The 16,310-nt window shown below is 62.4% G+C and carries 13 protein-coding genes; 6 read left to right on the top strand and 7 right to left on the bottom strand.

The window, feature by feature from the left end:
- Positions 1–230: 230 nt before the first annotated feature.
- Complete coding sequence (gstA, locus tag ACEW7X_RS06520) at positions 231–836, bottom strand: glutathione transferase GstA (protein ID WP_134838298.1); 606 nt, start codon at positions 834–836, stop codon at positions 231–233.
- Between the two features lie 174 nt (positions 837–1,010).
- Positions 1,011–1,781, bottom strand: a complete 771-nt coding sequence (locus tag ACEW7X_RS06515; RefSeq protein ID WP_068368624.1) for an SDR family NAD(P)-dependent oxidoreductase — start codon at positions 1,779–1,781, stop codon at positions 1,011–1,013.
- Positions 1,782–2,072: 291 nt separating this feature from the next.
- On the opposite strand from ACEW7X_RS06515, the gene ACEW7X_RS06510 reads away from it, so the two are divergent.
- Complete coding sequence (locus ACEW7X_RS06510) at positions 2,073–3,158, top strand: hypothetical protein (protein ID WP_253100627.1); 1,086 nt, start codon at positions 2,073–2,075, stop codon at positions 3,156–3,158.
- Here ACEW7X_RS06510 and ACEW7X_RS06505 read toward each other — a convergent pair.
- The 3 genes from ACEW7X_RS06505 to xerD all read right to left on the bottom strand — a co-directional run bounded on the left by ACEW7X_RS06505 (position 3,102) and on the right by xerD (position 6,564).
- Positions 3,102–4,835 (bottom strand): Eco57I restriction-modification methylase domain-containing protein, encoded by a 1,734-nt coding sequence (locus ACEW7X_RS06505; protein ID WP_130486890.1) that lies wholly within the window; start codon positions 4,833–4,835, stop codon positions 3,102–3,104. The genes ACEW7X_RS06510 and ACEW7X_RS06505 overlap by 57 nt on opposite strands.
- Before the next feature lie 313 nt (positions 4,836–5,148).
- Positions 5,149–5,646: an aminoacyl-tRNA deacylase gene (locus tag ACEW7X_RS06500; RefSeq protein WP_130486889.1), complete on the bottom strand. Its 498-nt coding sequence runs from the start codon at positions 5,644–5,646 to the stop codon at positions 5,149–5,151.
- A gap of 3 nt (positions 5,647–5,649) precedes the next feature.
- Entirely contained in the window at positions 5,650–6,564 is a 915-nt protein-coding gene (gene xerD / locus ACEW7X_RS06495) for a site-specific tyrosine recombinase XerD (protein WP_068368632.1), read from the bottom strand.
- A gap of 276 nt (positions 6,565–6,840) precedes the next feature.
- Between xerD and ACEW7X_RS06490 the strand changes: the two genes are divergently transcribed.
- The 3 genes from ACEW7X_RS06490 (at position 6,841) to ACEW7X_RS06480 (ending at position 11,112) form a co-directional block, all read left to right on the top strand.
- Complete coding sequence (locus ACEW7X_RS06490; RefSeq protein WP_242611444.1) at positions 6,841–7,722, top strand: hypothetical protein; 882 nt, start codon at positions 6,841–6,843, stop codon at positions 7,720–7,722.
- 1 nt (position 7,723) lies between these two features.
- Complete coding sequence (locus tag ACEW7X_RS06485; protein ID WP_420177770.1) at positions 7,724–8,404, top strand: hypothetical protein; 681 nt, start codon at positions 7,724–7,726, stop codon at positions 8,402–8,404.
- A 491-nt stretch (positions 8,405–8,895) separates the two neighbouring features.
- The gene (locus ACEW7X_RS06480; RefSeq protein ID WP_420177769.1) at positions 8,896–11,112 is read left to right on the top strand and encodes a TonB-dependent hemoglobin/transferrin/lactoferrin family receptor; all 2,217 of its coding nucleotides are present in this window, start codon (positions 8,896–8,898) and stop codon (positions 11,110–11,112) included.
- Between the two features lie 49 nt (positions 11,113–11,161).
- On the opposite strand, the gene ACEW7X_RS06475 is transcribed toward ACEW7X_RS06480, so the two are convergent.
- Together ACEW7X_RS06475 and fumC are read right to left on the bottom strand one after the other, a co-directional pair.
- Positions 11,162–12,352, bottom strand: coding sequence for a serine hydrolase domain-containing protein (locus ACEW7X_RS06475; RefSeq protein WP_134838294.1), 1,191 nt, complete (start codon positions 12,350–12,352; stop codon positions 11,162–11,164).
- 382 nt (positions 12,353–12,734) lie between these two features.
- Entirely contained in the window at positions 12,735–14,123 is a 1,389-nt protein-coding gene (gene fumC / locus ACEW7X_RS06470) for a class II fumarate hydratase (protein ID WP_068368639.1), read from the bottom strand.
- A gap of 301 nt (positions 14,124–14,424) precedes the next feature.
- Here fumC and tsaE point away from each other — a divergent pair, with 301 nt between their 5' ends.
- Together tsaE and ACEW7X_RS06460 are read left to right on the top strand one after the other, a co-directional pair.
- On the top strand, positions 14,425–14,940 hold the full coding sequence (tsaE, locus tag ACEW7X_RS06465; protein WP_068368642.1) for a tRNA (adenosine(37)-N6)-threonylcarbamoyltransferase complex ATPase subunit type 1 TsaE: 516 nt from the start codon (positions 14,425–14,427) through the stop codon (positions 14,938–14,940).
- Positions 14,907–16,310 (top strand): N-acetylmuramoyl-L-alanine amidase, encoded by a 1,404-nt coding sequence (locus ACEW7X_RS06460; protein ID WP_068368644.1) that lies wholly within the window; start codon positions 14,907–14,909, stop codon positions 16,308–16,310. Before tsaE ends, ACEW7X_RS06460 begins: the two co-directional genes overlap by 34 nt.

Raw genomic sequence — 16,310 nt, 5'->3', positions numbered from 1 at the left:
AGGGAAATCAGACCCGCGATCGCCGGTTTGGTTTCCTTCCTGCGGGAGTCTTCCCGGCACCATATGAACACTGCCTTGCCCGAACTCGGCCCGCAGCCGGCATCGCACATCGGCAAGTGGTCATATCATCACAAATTTTTGATTATTCTAACCTTGCCTGAATTTCCCGACATAGTTGGATTTTCCCATCGGGCGCAGTCCGGTGACACCAGCCGCGCCCCAGGCACCGCTCAGGCCAGTCCTTCTTCCTTGAGGCTGAGCTGGACGGCCGGCCGTGCCGCTACCGCCGCCTGCCAGCGCTGCACGTTGGCGTAGGGCGACAGGTCGAACTTGACGATACGCGCCCAGCTCAACACCACCCAGAGATACACATCGCCAATCGTATAGGCATCACCGGCAATATAGGCTTGCCGGGCCAGCAGGCTGTCCACGTAGCCGATGCGTTTTTGCAGCTGCTGGCGGCTGGCTTCCTTGGTTTCTTCGGGCGTACCGGGCTTGAAGAACGGCACAAACCCCTTGTGCAGTTCACTGCCGGCAAAAGACAGGGCTTCCAGCACGCGATAGCGGCTCATTTCGCCGACAGGCGGGAACAGCCCGCTCCCGGGTTTCTGGTCCGCCAGGTATTGCACCAGCGCCGCAACCTCCAGCAGCACCTGGCCATCGTCCAGCACCAACGCCGGAACGTAGCCATTCGGGTTGATGGCCAGATAGTCGTCACCGTGCTCGGTTTTCTTGGTGGACATGCTGACGCGGACCAGGTCCAGCTTGATACCCAGTTCGTTGGCAACAATATGAGGCGCCAGCGCGCAGGCGCCGGGCATATAGTAGAGTTTCATGCCGTCTATCTCCAGTTGGCAGGAAGGACATGCCGCCACCTGGCGGCGGCCAGCAGGCCATCATAACGACCGGCACCGACTTGCGCCAGCGTAGAAGGCAACGGCCATGCGCGCCGGCAGAACCCCGGCGCACCCGCACCCGATAAGACTGGCGATATCACCCTGCCCCCGGACTCAAGCCGGGTCGCGGTCCACCGCAAACGGCGCCCAGGCCTGGCGGCTGGGCATGATCTCCAGGCGATTGATATTGATGTGCGGCGGCAGCGTCGCAATATAGAAGATCTGCTCGGCGATATCTTCGGCCGACAGCGGATGCGTCCCACGGTAAAGCTTTTCCGACGCCCCCTGGTCGCCCCGGGTACGCACCAACGTGAACTCCGTTTCGGCCATGCCCGGCGCCAGGTCGGTCACGCGCACGCCGGTGGAGATCAGGTCACAGCGCAGGTTGTAGGAAAATTGCTTGACGAAGGCCTTGGACGCCCCGTAGACATGGCTGCCGGGATACGGCCATTGGCCTGCCACGGACCCCAGGTTGACGATGCTCGCCCCCGCACCGGTTTCCAGCAGTTGCGGCAGCAGGGCGTGCGTCACATTGACCAGGCCCTTGACGTTGGTATCAATCATGGTGTGCCAGTCCTCCAGCGCCACCTTCTGCGCGGGTTCCGGCGCCAGCGCCAGGCCGGCGTTGTTGACCAGCGTGGTGATCGGGCGGAACGCCTCCGGTACGGCGGCAACCATGGCGCTGACCGCCTCGGCATCGCGGACATCCAGGGCAGCGATATGCACCGGCACCTTGCCCTGCAATTCCTGCTTGAGCGCTTCCAGGCGCTCGTAACGCCGTCCTGACAGCACCAGGGCCCAGCCTGCGTCGGCGAAGCGGCGTGCCGTGGCACGGCCGAAGCCCGAGGTCGCCCCGGTAATGAAAACCACTTTTTGCTTGCTCATGTCGATATCCCGATGAATCAAATAAATAGGCACGGCACAGGACCAAGGCCGGACCTGAATGGCAGCTGCGCGTAACCAATCGCCTAGATTATCGCTTTCCGTTCCGGCCACACAAGCATGAGCATATGAATCAGCCGCCCGGGTTGAACGGCAGCCGCTTGCCTGAGCAGCGGCACCGGTCTGGCCTGCCTCGGGCAATGCAGCTTGATGCTGTCCTACAATGCCGGGGATTAACGGGCTGCGCCTGCTTGCCAGCCCTGCCCGCCCCGCTGTTTCATGAATGTTTCCCCCATGCCAGTGACCGCCGCTACACCCCCTGCCATTCCCTACGTCGAAAACATCCGTGCCGCCGGCCTGAGCATCTACGATCCTATCGCCGTCGGCGATCCCGCGTTCTGGATTCCCACCCCGGATCTGGAAAAGCTGCTGGATGACGCGCTGCGCGGCCAATCGCTGGCCGGATTGCCGCTGCGCACCCGTTCCAAGGTCGCCAAGCAATATGTCTGCACCGCCCTGGGCTATCCCCTGCCGCCATCGTTTCGCAAGGTGCAGCCGCGTTTTCCCGGTCAGCTATTCGATACTTATGTACAAAAAGCCAATAATCTTCAGGTCTGGAACGAAGAACTTTCCCCATCGCGCCGCTACGTGCTGATCCGCGTCAACGCCGCCGATTGCATCAGCCAGGTGCGCGTGGTCACGGGAGATACGCTGGCACAACTGGACACCACTGGCACATTGACCCAGAAATACCAGGCGCGCTGCCTGGTCGGCGACGAAACTGCCGAACTGGTCTCCCTGCAGGACACCACTGCCATTCAGCCCCTGACCCGGCCAGGCCTGCAGCTATCCACGGTCACGCCGGTATCCTACCCAACCGCTGGCGCCCTGCTGCCTGTCGCCGAGATATACCAGCGGCTGGCGCCACTGGTAGGCAGCAGCTTCCCCGACCTGGGCGCAGACCAGGAACGCAATCGTGGCGCCGGCCTGCACGCACTTGTTTGCCGCCAGTTGGGCTACCAGCATTACCTGGATGACGGCCAGTTTCCCGATGTGCGGCAGCAACTGCTGGAAGTCAAGCTGCAGACCAGCCCAACGATAGACCTGGGCCTGGCCTTGCCCTCCGGGCCGGACCTGCTGGATGTGCCGCAGCTCGACGGCTACCAGCCGCGCCATTGCGATGTCCGCTATGCCGTGTTCTATGCCCGTACCGATGGCCGCATGGTGACGCTGACGCATCTGATCGTCAGCACGGGGGAAGACTTTTTTACCCGCTTTACCCAATTCCAGGGCAAAGGCCTGAACAAGAAACTGCAGATTCCCTTACCGGCCGGCTTTTTTCGAGCCGACGCCGAACACGCGCCAGACCTGCTGATCTAGTTCACGTTCCATCACTTCGGCCTCGGGAGTACCGGCCAGTTCATGGATGCGCCGGGCCGCCGCCGCGATCTCCTGGCTCAGCGGCAAGTCCGGGTCCGGCAAGGGGAAACGCTCGACATACTGGGTAATGAAACGGCGCCGCCCGGCATACAGCTTGTTCTGGAAGTTCTCGTCATAGAAACGCTCGATGAACGAGGAATTGGCCACTGCGGCCGCCAGCCACAACAGGGCTTCCGCTTCGGGGGTTTCCGCCGCCAGCCAATAGCAGTCGCCATTGACAACGCTGCCTTCCAGGTCAACCCAGAAGGTTGGCGCTTCGGCAATATCGCGGAATACCAGCTTGGGCAAGGCCCAGCGCGCCGGGTCCTGCGGCACCCAGATTTCATACCAGTGGCGTCCGCCTTCCGTCACGTAGCTGCGTGCCGCCAGCGTGGCCCGATGCTGTTCCAGGTAGGCGGCGCTGCGCGGGAATTGCTCCAGGTCCAGCGCAATGCGCCGTCCTTCCAGCGAACCATGGGGATAAAGAATCTGCCGCGCCGGTGCTTCGGCACGAAAGCGCCGGGCGATATGGTGCGTGGTCAAGGGCCGCAACAGTTCGGGCAAGCCTCCCGGCACCGCCTGTTGCCAATCCTGGCGGATGAATACCTTGTCGGCACAGGTCTTGACCCCCACGCGGATCTTGCCCAGGTTGCCAAAATGCTTCCAGGTGTGGGCAGCGACCGTACGCAGCCAATCATCCCCGGCACCGGTCGCAATGCGCCAGTTGTCCTGTGGACGAATCCCGGCATCCAACTTGCCATGGGTCACGCGCAACTGGCGACCATCAGGCAGCGCCGCCAGCCCCGGTCGCGTCAGCGCCGCGATCGCATCGGGTACGCGCCGGCTTTTTTCGCCCGGCTCCCCGACTGCCTCATAGGCCGACACAAAACCGGCAGTCGCAGCGCCAGCCTCTGGTGATCCGCGCTCAAGCAGCAGTACGGCGGGCAGCACCGCAGTATCGAACAAGCGGGTATCGCCCAAGTCCCAGACATGACGAATACGGAAATGGCGCCGCAACATGGCCCGCACCACCGCGCCCGAGCGCGTGCTCATGAAGCGATTGGAGACAATCAGGCCAGCCATGCCCCCCACGTGCAACACTCGCGCAATACCCGCCACAAAGGCGTGATACATATCTACCCGGCCCTTGAGCCCAAACTGGCTGGCAAGCCAGCGCGCCTGCACGGCGCCCAGCACCTGGGTACGGATATAAGGCGGATTGGCGATCACCAGATCAAAATAGGCGCTGCCCTGCCCGGCCTGATCATCCGGCTGCGCCAGCGCATAATCCAGGAAGCTGCCATGGATCATATGCAGTGTCGCCTGCGGAAATACGGCTTCCAGGCGCTGCCGGGTCACGGCCAGGGCTGCCGCATCGGTTTCGAAGGCATGAACGTCTACATCGGTGACGCCGCGCCGCTGCAGTTCCGACAAGAGACTAAGCAACAGCTCACCCTCGCCCACGCCGGGGTCGAGCACGCGCAGGCGCCTGCCCTGTGGCAATTGCGCCAGGACTTCCACCATGCGTGCGGCGACGAAATCCGAGAGAACGCCCGGCGTATAGGTTGCGCCACCGGCTTTTTCTCCGGAAACCCGCTGATAGCGGCCGCTGGGTGCGGCATCGCCGGAAACTGCCATAAATTCTTCCGTCTTGCCTGTTGCTGACGCCTGGCGGCAAGCTCTTTGAAGGAGCCTGTGCCGGCAAGGCTTTATGATTCGCTGGGGATGCGCCAGGTACCCCGAGAGGGGCGCAGACCGCTGCTTGCCGTGCCTGCCCCTGGTTCACCAGACAGCCTGTGTCTATGCAGCCGGGCACCAGGTCCGCCAGGCAAGCCGCAGGGCGAGGACGCTACTTTACCAGACTGTCCGGGCTCCCGGCGGCCAGATCGCCGGGTGGCGGAAGCGGGCGCTTGCACACCTGTCCCGGCTGCCGGAACCGACCTGCGCCACCCTAGCTTTCGTCGTGGTTCAGGGCGGCATCGACCGGCTTGGCGCCCAGCACAGTCACCAGCGCCTGGGGGTCGATTTCCAGCAGATAACCGCGCCGGCCGCCGTTGATCAGGATACGAGGCAGTTCCAGGATGCTCTGCTGCACCCAGATCGGCATGCGTTTTCGGGTACCGAATGGCGACGTCCCTCCGACAAAATAACCCGAATGGCGCTGCGCCACTTCTGGCGCGCATGGCGCCGTTTTGCGTGCGCCGGTCTGACGCGCCAGATTCTTCGCCGACACCTCGCAATCGCCATGCATCAGCACAATCAGGGGCTGAGCCTTTTCGTCCTCGAAGACCAGTGTCTTGATGACAGAATGCGGGTCCATGCCCAGCTGCCGCGATGCCTCGGCCGTACCGCCATGCTCGACATAATCATAGACACGCTCCTCGAAGGCAACGCCATGGCGCTTGAGGAACTGTGTCGCGGGCGTTTCCGATACGTGGCGGGACTTCACTTGCTAACCTCTGGGATGATGTTGTGCGTGCAGCGTTTTCAGGCGCTCGCGGGCAACGTGAGTATAAATCTGCGTGGTGGAAATATCGGCATGCCCCAGCAGCATCTGCACCACGCGCAGGTCCGCACCGTGGTTGAGCAGGTGTGTGGCGAAGGCGTGACGCAGTACGTGCGGCGACAGCGGCGCGTGGATATCTGCCAACATGGCGTACTTGCGCACCAGCTGCCAGAACGCCTGACGCGTCATACCCGCTCCCAGGCGGGTCACGAACAAGGCATCCGTTACCTTGCCCGCCAGGATCACGCCGCGGGCCTGATCCAGGTAATCCTGCAGCCAATCCGCCGCAACCCCGCCCAGCGGCACCAGCCTGGCCTTGTCCCCCTTGCCATGGCGCACCCGCACCACGCCTTCGTTCAGGCTGACATCCAGCACCGTCAAGGACACCAGTTCCGACACCCGCAAGCCGGTGGCATAAAGGGTTTCCAGCATGGCACGGTCGCGCAAGCCCGCTGGCTGGCGCAAATCCGGTGCCGCCAGCAGGGCTTCCACCTGTCCTTCGGACAAGGTCTTGGGAAAGCGCTCGGCCTGCCGCGCACTGGGAATATTCAGGCAGGGGTCGGCGCGGACATGCCCCTGCCGCAAGGCCCAGGCATAGAAACGCCGCAAGGTTGCCAGGCGGCGGTTCGCCGTGCTCGGGCGGGTATCGGCATGGCTGGCCGCAAACCACGCCGACACGTCGGCCGCGCTGGCATCGGCCAGCGCCATGCCCCTGGTTTCCTGCAACCACGCCGACCAGCCGCGCAAATCGCGCCGGTAAGCCGCCAGCGTATTGGCCGCCAGCCCGTCTTCCAGCCACAAAGCGTCAATGAAAGGGTCTATCAGCGGCGTGTCGCCTGCTGCCTGCTTGCCTGGAGCCATCGCGCGTAAGGCCTCCGGCCCTGCTAAAAATTGAAGCGCTTGATTCTGGATCAATGGCCGTGAGCCGTCAAGAACGACAGTGGCCGCCGTTGAATTGCGCACTCGGTTGCTGCACGCGCGCACGCGCCGACAGCCTTGCCGCCCTTGCTATCCTGGAGGATATCGCTGGCATGTGCTGAATGACCTTGTTGCACAAGATCGGACAGGATGAGCCACCAGGCGGCATCGGCAACGAACCGCATACGATAGAATCCATCAGTTCCGACTTAAGCAGGGATGACTGGGGAAGCCGTGGCGCAGTTCTCTCGAACCAATTTCATTTCTTGGCCTGCCATTCTGACCAGGATCAGCCTGACCCTGGCGGTAACGCTGGCGCCCATGGCCGCCAATGCGCAAACGGCAACCCCGGCACAGCCGGGGGCCGACAGCCGCGTCAGCGAAGAGCTTGGCGCCTTCCGGCTGGACTCGCGCAGCGGGTCTTACCTGCGCACCATCAGCTATCACGGCCAGACTTATCGCCCCCTGAACGCAGTGGAATTCATTCATGTCCAGGCCCTGGGGCCCGAGATCGGCGGCCAGCCGGTATTGCTGGCAGTATCGAACGACCTCATGGGAGTGGGCACGATCCTGATTTCAGTACAGAACGACACGCCATTGGCTCGGGTGCTCAGCCCGGTCATCGACACGCGGGACCCGGACCTGGGCCTGGCGCAACCGGGCCGCAAGGATCTACTGCTGTTCATCGCAGGTTCGCGCGCGCTGGACACTTCCACAGGGCAGGTGCTGTGGTTCGAAGACCGCCTTCCCGGGCAGAATGGAACACCGTTCTCACGCCTGGTATCGGTTGCGCCGGACAACCGCAGCGCCGCTTTGCTGTTGGACAACGAAATCCGCCTCAGCGCAACGAACGACGGGGTCTACGCCCGTGTACCGTTCACCAAGGCGCTGCAAAACAAAGCCTTCCAGCCAATATGGGACGAAACCTACGTGATCGCCAGGCAACAGCGCGAAGCCGGCAAGCCGATCGACCAACGCCGCCTGTACGAGAACATGAAAGCCGAGTGGATCAACCGAAACTTCCGCTGGCAGGAAACCAAAGACGGATGGCAGTTCCGCGGGCAAGGCCTGAACGTCCTCCCGGTCCGGCAGGAGCAGTGACATGAGCTTGAGATGCTTTGCGCGCCGCGCAGGCCTGGTACCGCTGGCGTTGCCGGCACTGCTGCTGGCGGGCTGCGCCAGCCACGGCCCCAACCGCCTGGACGACATACGCAGCGAAGAAGCCAACCCCGCCGAAGCCGTATTGACACTGGAAGTGACGTTTGCCCGCGCGCCAGACTACGCGCCGCAGTCCAGGCAAGGCCTGGCGCCCAACAAACACCTGGCAATCTCTGGCTATCCCAATATCGAAATTCCTTTCTATCAGAAAGGTATCGGTTTCGACCTGGGCGTGCTGGGCGATCCACGCGCCTTGCTGGCGCTGCCATATCCGTCGCCAAAAACGGATTCTTCCACAGCCAAGCTGAAGGTATTCGGCGAACGCCTGGACGAGAAACGCTACCGTTTCCTGGTGTTGCCTCGCGCCGGATGGCGCAGCCTGGACAGCTTCCAGGTCGCCTTCTCCATCAATGGCCGCAACGAGGCCATGACCTTCTTCTATAGCCTCGACACCGTCTGCGAAAGCCGTTTCGACGTCACCACGCCCACTTACGGGTTTGAAATGTCAGTGGCAGCGCACTTTGCAGGAGACAAGCCAGGCTGCCTGAAGGCCTGCGATGGCCGCCCGGGCTTTCCCGGCCAATGCGCTTTCTTCGGCGGCTTCAAGACGGTGCCAGGGCTCTAACCTTCCCTGAAAGGCAGACACCGGCGAGCCATCGTTTTTCCGTCGGCGATAGATCCCGCACCCCCTGCCGTCCGTGCGCGCCCGCGCCTTGGGCTGATCCACATCATCTGCCGCCATGCGAGCCTGCACCCCCACGCTGTCGAGTGGCCGCATGCCAACGCCCTCGCGCCTGCCCCCGAACCGCCAAACGTGACGGAAAAATACAACAACCCAATCTGATGAAACACGTATTTTTCTATGGACTTGAATAGAAAAGGCCCAGGAAAACTAAGGTTTTAGAGATTTCTCGGGATATATACCCATAAAAATAAAGACTTTCTAACATAGACATAAGAATTCTAATCATTTAAGTTCTCTCACTCTGGTGGCAAAACCACTCATTGCCGCCTATCCGCCACCCATTTCCGAATCATCCGCACAGCGTTACCCAACATGCAGCCACTTTCAGCCTCGTGCCTCGGGTTCCGCTTGCAAGCTCCGTGGATTTACTGATGCGCACGCTTCGTCCAACGCTACTGAGTAGCTTGATCGCAACGGCTCTGACCGGCACCAATCTCGCCATCGCTGCAGATAACACCGCCACAGACGACGCAAACACCAGCCAGGTCAATACCGTTCAGGAAAGCCCCGTCAGGCTGCTGACGCCTACCGTCATCACCGCGACCCGCTTCGAGCAAGACGCAGCAGGCATTCCGCCCTCGGCCACGACGACCTCGCGCGAAACCCTGGACGAGCGTTTCATCCACAATTTCCAGGATCTCGGCCAGCGCGCCGAACCGGGCATCGAAGCAGGCCGTAGCCTGCGCAACGGCAACACTCAAATCAATATTCGCGGCCTGCAGGGCGCCCGCGTTCTGACCCTTGTGGACGGCATTCGCCTGCCGGATGTTTTCGAGTTCACGGGCCGGGACAGCATCGGCCAGGACATGGTGGATTTCACTTCACTGAAATCGGTGGATATCGTGCGCGGCCCAGGGTCGACGCTATATGGTTCTTCCGCCCTCGCCGGCATCGTCGGCCTGCGTACCTTGGACCCTTCCGACGTCATCCGCCCAGGCGAATCGTTCGGTGCCCGTGGCGTGATGGACTACCGCAGCGACGATGGCAGCCGCGGCCTGAATGTCGCGCTCGCCGGCCTGTTCGACAATGACAACACGGCCTGGCTGATTCAGGCTGGCGGCCGGAAAGGTCACGAGTACGAGAACCAGGGCAAGGACGACTCCACTGGCGCATCGAGGACCAAGCCCAACCCGCAGAAAAACAGCCGTAGCAACGTGCTGGGCAAACTGCAGCACGACTTCGTCGGCGGCCACAAGCTGGGGCTGACCGGCGAATACCGCAAGACCAACTATCACTCGGATCGCCTGAATGCACTGGGCTCCGTCATGGGCACGGCGACCCAAATCCTGTCCAGCCACACGGACGACAGCGAAAAACGCTACCGCCTGTCGATGGAGTATGACTACAAGGCTCCGGATCAGGACAAGCTCATCGACCTGGCCTCCGCCCGCGTCTATTACTCGCGCCTGGATAGCGATCAATTTGACCACCAGGTGCGCAGCAATGCTCCCAGGTATGAACGCAACGGCCAGTATCGGCAATCCTTGTATGGCCTGTCTGCCCTGGCCTCCAAGCAACTGACCGGCACCGTCAGCAATCGCATCAGCGCAGGCGGCGAGTGGTGGCAGTCACGTACCGAGGAGTTCGCGGCAGGATACCCTGAAAGCAGCACAATCAACCTGCGCACCGTTCCCAAGGCCAAGATCACGCAGTTCGGCCTGTTCATGGAAGATGAAATCGGCTTCCTGCACGACCAGGTGTCACTGACGCCGGGAATCCGCTACGACCATTACGAGCAGAATCCGCTGTCGGACACGACGCTGGAACAGCAGAACGGCACTGCCGTCAAACAACGGGATTCCCGCTTCTCGCCCAAGCTGCTGGCCACCTGGTACGCAACCGATAACGTCACCCTGTTCGTGCAATACGCCCAGGGCTTCCGTGCCCCCAACCTGGTGGAGGTCAATGGCCAGTTCAGCAATACGAGCAGCCCGTACTACGGCTATACCTTGCACCCCAACCCTGACCTGAAGCCGGAAACCAGCTCCGGGTATGAACTCGGGGCACGCTGGAACAGCAGCCAGGCCAGCGCCAGCCTGACCTTCTTCGATACCCGCTACAAGAACTTCATCAATATGGAAGGCTGGCCCGACGACGCCAATCCCGCCTTCACCCACTACCAGTTCCAGAACGTGAACCGGGTGCGTATCTATGGTGCCGAAGCGCAAGGGCAATGGCAGTTCGCCCGCAACTGGGACGTCTGGGGCTCGCTGGCCTGGTCGCAAGGCCGCAATCGCGAAGACAACTCGTACCTGAACTCCATTTCGCCACTGAAAACCGTACTGGGGCTGCGCTATAGCCAGGAAAACTGGGGTGCGGAAAGCATCCTCACGCTGGCCCGCAAGCGTGACAAAGTCAAGGACGACACCACGTTCAAGGCTCCCGGCTACGGCACCCTGGACCTGATCGGCTGGGTCACGCCGCCGGAAGCCAAGGGCCTGAGACTGCAAGCCGGGGTGTTCAACCTCTTCGATAAAAAGTACTGGCGCAGCATCAACGTCCAGGACATCAGCAGCACCAGCGCCGGCCTGGATATGTATACCGAAGCGGGCCGCAATGTTCAGCTCTCGGTGAGCTACAGCTACTGATAGCACTCAGGCCAGGAGAAAACCGGAAACCTCTCGTTTCCGGTTTTTTTTACTGGCAAGCTGCCGTCACCAGGTCACTCAGCCGTGACAAGCGTTCAGTATGTGCCAGGCCTTCAATGACACCGGCACCGAGAAATACAAAGCTCAGTTCGCGCTCGGGGTCCACCATCCACAGCGTGCTGCCACGTCCTACCGAATAAAAAGCCCCCGCACTGGCGAAACGTCCCGCAGCGCTCAAATGTTGGCCCTCTCCCCGCACCTGTCCACCCAGCAAGGAATAGTGTGCAGGCGTTTCCGCCAGGCCGTACTCCTGCCGGTAACCTTCCCACCCCATATTGCGTGCCGATCCGGTATGACTGCGGCACGCCTCGCGCAGAACCTCTGCAGACAACACGCGGACATCTCCCAGCCTGCCCTCCTGACGCATGGCCTCAGCGAAACGCAGCACATCGTCCAGCGTGCTCAGCGCTCCACCAGCCGGCAGTTCGGCTCGTTCACCGAGCACATGGTTCAGCAAGCCGGCGACAGCCTGACCTTCCAGCGTCGACATGGCAGGGGTATAGGACATGGGCACCCGGCGCGCGGCATCAGGCCGCATGCCGAAGGAGGTATCCCTCATTCCCAGTGGTTCGAACAACTGCTGCCTGGCGATATCCCGAAAGGCGCGCCCCTGGGGATCGGTCAGCACCAGCAATTGTCCCAGCACCGCATAGGCCGCCGTCGGGCTGTAGAACACCTGCGAACCCGGCGGATACAGCGGCGGCAAGGTTGCCAATGCACCGGCAAACAACGCCAGGTCACCTATCTGCGCGGGCGGCACATCCACCGGCGGCATCAGCCCGGTAGGCATGCCGGCGCAATGCGTCAACAATTGACGCACACTGATGTCCTGCTTGCCTGCGGCTCCGAACGCTGGCCACCAATCGGCCACCCTGTCGTCCAGGCCGAACCAGCCACGCTCGATCGCTTGCAGAACCAGCACGGCGGTAAAAGACTTCGACAGCGACATCAATAAATAAATGTCGTCCGTCCTGGCCGGACGGCCAGGCGCCGCCTCGCCGATGGCAGCGTGGTACAGCAGCCTGCCGCCACGCGCCACCGCCACGGAAGCACCATACATCCGGCCTGCCCGGATGTCGGTGCGGATCGCTTCGCCCAGCCGCACCAACGCCCCGGCCTCGACCTGTGCCTGCCGGCAGGCCTCCCTGTCCAGGCCATCGTCCTGCATTGCTTCATCCATGTTTGCTCCCAAGCACTTGCACCCCTTGTTACCTACCGGCGGCCCGGCGATAAATAAGGGCCCCCACGCTGCGCCTTCGGCTTGCTGCCCCCCAAGGGGGCGTTTTTGTCTTGGGGCGGCCCGGCGACAAAAAGGGCCCCCACACTGCGCCTTCGGCTTGCTGCCCCCCAAGGGGGCGTTTTTGTCTTGGGGCGGCCCGGCGACAAAAAGGGCCCCCACGCCGCGCCTTCGGCTTGCTGCCCCCCAAGGGGGCGTTTTTGTCTTGGGGCGGCCCGGCGACAAAAAAGGCATACCCAGCGATAACGCTGCGTATGCCTTCATCATCGTGCCATTCTGCCGAGAACGGCGTCCAACGCGATGAATCTCCGCACGGGGCGGATGATTATTTCTGGTTGGTCATGTGCGACGGCACCACCCACTCGTCGAACTGCTCGGCCGTCAGGAAGCCCAATGCCAGTGCCGATTCACGCAGCGACAGGTTTTCCTTGTGGGCCTTCTTGGCGATCTGGGCAGCCTTGTCGTAACCGATGTGCGGGTTCAGTGCCGTCACCAGCATCAGCGAGCGGTTGACCAGTTCGGTGATGCGGTCGCGGTTGGGTTCGATACCGACCGCGCAGTGCTCACCGAAGCTCGCCATGCCGTCAGCCAGCAAACGCACCGATTGCAGGAAGTTGTGGATCACCAGCGGCTTGAAGACGTTCAGCTCGAAGTTGCCGCTGGCGCCACCGATGTTGATGGCGACGTCATTGCCCAGCACCTGCGCGCCCAGCATGGTCAGCGCTTCGCACTGGGTCGGGTTGACCTTGCCCGGCATGATCGAGGAACCCGGTTCGTTTTCCGGAATGCTGATTTCACCCAGGCCGGAACGCGGGCCGCTGGACAGCCAGCGCACGTCGTTGGCAATCTTGATCAGGCCGGCAGCCAGGGTCTTGAGCGCGCCGTGGGCAAACAGGATGCCTTCATGACCCGCCAGCGCCTGGAACTTGTTGGGCGCGGAAACGAAAGCCACCTTGGTATCGCGTGCCAGTTCGTCGGCAACGCGCTTGCTGAATTCCGGGTGGGCGTTCAGACCGGTACCGACTGCCGTGCCGCCAATGGCCAGCTCGTGCAACACGGGCAGCGTGGCGCGAATCTGGCTTTCGGCGATTTCCAGCTGGGCAACCCAGCCGGAAATTTCCTGGCCCAGCGTCAGCGGCGTGGCGTCCTGCAGGTGGGTACGGCCGATCTTGACGATATCGCGGAAGGCCTCGCTCTTGGCTTGCAGGACGGCCTTCAGCTTGGCCAGCGCCGGCAGCAGGTGGCGCTCGACCTCGACGGCGGCAGCCACGTGCATGGCGGTGGGGAACACGTCGTTGGACGACTGGCCACGGTTCACGTGGTCATTGGGGTGCACCTTGCGGGCTTCGCCGCGTTCGCCGCCCAGCAGTTCCGAAGCGCGGTTGGCCAGCACTTCGTTCATGTTCATGTTGCTTTGCGTGCCCGAACCGGTCTGCCACACGGACAGCGGGAATTCGTTGGGCCACTTGCCGGCGATGACTTCATCGGCAGCCTTGATGATGGCATCGGCCTGGCCAGCGTCGATCTGCTTCAGTTCGGCATTGACGTGAGCGGCGGCGCGCTTGACGCGGGCCAGCGCTTCAACCAGTGCAACCGGCATCTTTTCGGTGGAAATCGAGAAGAAATGCAGCGAACGCTGGGTCTGCGCGCCCCACAGGTGCTCGGCGGGCACTTCGATGGGACCGAAGGTATCTTTTTCGATGCGGGTGCTCATTTGATTGCTTGACTCCACTGGATACGGCCAGGCATCAATTCCGGGCCGATTTCATTGAGAATGAGAATGGAACGACTGATGAACTAAACGCCCGCTAGGATAGCAGAACCGGACAGCCCATATCACCGGAACGCCATTCCAACCACCGATTCCGGCACGACGCCTGCCGCCGTCCATCCTGCCTGCGCGCTCTTTCCCCTCTTTCCCCTCTTTCCCGCCCCTTCCCGCCACGCAAGCCGGGCGCGCGCCTCGTTCTCGTCCCTATAATGGCCGCCTTGCCCGCATCACCTCCGGAGCCGACATGCCCCCGCCTGCCCAGCACACGCTGTATCTGCCTGACGAAACTGCCACCGAAGCCCTGGCGCGCCGCCTGGCGCCGCTGGTATGCGACCGTCCCGATGCATCCGCAGCGCCCGGCCCGGGCGCGGGCGGCCGGATCCACCTGCGCGGCGACCTGGGGGCCGGAAAAACCAGCTTTGCCCGCGCACTGTTGCGCGCATGCGGCATAAGCGGCCGAATCAAGAGCCCAAGCTACGCGTTGCTTGAATCTTATAAAGTTTTTAACTTATACTTGTATCATCTTGATTTTTATAGATTTAGCGAATCCAGGGAATGGCTGGACGCCGGATTCAGGGAAATCCTGCGTGAAGATGCCCTTGTTTTGATCGAATGGCCAGAACGTGCCGGCGATCTCCTGAGCCCGCCAGATCTAGAAATTTCGCTGGAATACCTGGACGATGGACGCCGCGCGGATCTGTCGGCCCATACCGAAAGAGGGCTTAAATGGCTGAACGCAATCCTCTCACCCGGCCCCTGATACCGGCAGACGCGACGCGTCGCCGCTTGCTTGGCAGCGCCATGACGCTGCTGCTCGTTCCCGTGATCCCGCGCACCGCCCGCGCGGCCAGCATTCTGGCCGTCCGTACGTGGCCCGCGGATGACTACACCCGCATCACGCTGGAACTCGACAGCGCCCTGAAGGCCGAGCACTTCACGCTGGAAAATCCCCACCGACTCGTCGTCGACATCGAAGGGCTGACCCTAGACCAGGCGCTCAACGAACTGGTTTCCAAGATCAAGCCTGACGATCCCTACATCGCCAGCGCTCGAGTGGCCCAGAACCGCCCGGAAATCGTGCGTATCGTCTTCGACCTGAAGCAGGCCATCGCGCCTCAGGTCTTCACGCTCAAGCCGGTCGCCGAATACCAGTATCGCCTGGTACTCGATCTGTATCCGAAGGTCGCGCAGGACCCCTTGCTGGCCATGATGAACAGCAAGAACCTGCCCGCCGAGGAAGACCCGCTGGCCCGGATTCTCGAAGACCTCTCGAACCGCCCTGGCGGCACGCCGGCGCAGCAACCGCAACCTGCCGCTCCTCAGACCGGTGGCCAGATTGCCACGGCCCCATCGCGCCCCGAACCCGCCGCACCGGCAGGCGGACGCGCCCCGGCGGTCCATACCTCGAACCGCCGCCGGCCGCTGACGATCGCGCTCGACCCTGGGCATGGCGGTGAAGACCCCGGCGCAACCGGCCCTGGCGGCACACGGGAAAAGGACGTCGTGCTCAGTATTGCCCACATGCTGAAGCGACGGATCGACTCCACGCCCGGCATGCGCGCCTTCATGACCCGCGATGCGGATTTCTTCGTGCCGCTGCATGTACGCGTACAGAAGGCTCGCCGCGCCCGCGCCGATCTGTTCATCTCCATACACGCTGATGCCTGGACCCGGCCAACCGCACGCGGAACGTCCGTATTTGCCCTGTCGGAACGCGGCGCCAGCAGTACCATGGCGCGTCTGCTGGCCAACAAGGAAAATGCCGCCGACCTGATTGGCGGGGTCAACCTTGGCAGCCAGGACGCCAACGTCGCCAAGGTTCTGCTTGAACTCTCCACGACCGCGCAGATCAACGATTCGCTGCGCTTTGGCAGCACGCTGCTGCGCGAACTGGAAAAGATCAACACGCTGCACAAGAAGAACGTGGAACAAGCCGGCTTTGCCGTGCTGAAGGCCCCGGACATTCCTTCGGTGCTCGTGGAAACCGCGTTCATCAGCAACCCGGGCGAAGAACGCCTGCTGCGTACCGCTGCCCACCAGCAGAAGATCGCGGCCGCCATTCATACCGGTATCCAGGGCTTCTACGCCGCCAACCCGCACATTGCAGCGCTGGATCGCGAAATCAGTTAA

Source organism: Kerstersia gyiorum (assembly GCF_048595715.1).
Taxonomy (GTDB): Bacteria; Pseudomonadota; Gammaproteobacteria; order Burkholderiales; family Burkholderiaceae_B; genus Kerstersia; species Kerstersia gyiorum.
Note: the sequence above shows the minus strand (reverse complement) of the source record. Positions and strands in the feature narration are given on the sequence as shown.

Bases quoted from the DNA above. Each gene is read 5' to 3' on its own strand.
- gstA (WP_134838298.1), bottom strand. From the start codon at position 836: ATGAAACTCTACTATATGCCCGGCGCCTGCGCGCTGGCGCCTCATATT.
- ACEW7X_RS06515 (WP_068368624.1), bottom strand. From the start codon at position 1,781: ATGAGCAAGCAAAAAGTGGTTTTCATTACCGGGGCGACCTCGGGCTTC.
- ACEW7X_RS06510 (WP_253100627.1), top strand. From the start codon at position 2,073: ATGCCAGTGACCGCCGCTACACCCCCTGCCATTCCCTACGTCGAAAAC.
- ACEW7X_RS06505 (WP_130486890.1), bottom strand. From the start codon at position 4,835: ATGGCAGTTTCCGGCGATGCCGCACCCAGCGGCCGCTATCAGCGGGTT.
- xerD (WP_068368632.1), bottom strand. From the start codon at position 6,564: ATGGCTCCAGGCAAGCAGGCAGCAGGCGACACGCCGCTGATAGACCCT.
- ACEW7X_RS06490 (WP_242611444.1), top strand. From the start codon at position 6,841: ATGACTGGGGAAGCCGTGGCGCAGTTCTCTCGAACCAATTTCATTTCT.
- ACEW7X_RS06485 (WP_420177770.1), top strand. From the start codon at position 7,724: ATGAGCTTGAGATGCTTTGCGCGCCGCGCAGGCCTGGTACCGCTGGCG.
- ACEW7X_RS06480 (WP_420177769.1), top strand. From the start codon at position 8,896: ATGCGCACGCTTCGTCCAACGCTACTGAGTAGCTTGATCGCAACGGCT.
- ACEW7X_RS06475 (WP_134838294.1), bottom strand. From the start codon at position 12,352: ATGGATGAAGCAATGCAGGACGATGGCCTGGACAGGGAGGCCTGCCGG.
- fumC (WP_068368639.1), bottom strand. From the start codon at position 14,123: ATGAGCACCCGCATCGAAAAAGATACCTTCGGTCCCATCGAAGTGCCC.
- tsaE (WP_068368642.1), top strand. From the start codon at position 14,425: ATGCCCCCGCCTGCCCAGCACACGCTGTATCTGCCTGACGAAACTGCC.
- ACEW7X_RS06460 (WP_068368644.1), top strand. From the start codon at position 14,907: ATGGCTGAACGCAATCCTCTCACCCGGCCCCTGATACCGGCAGACGCG.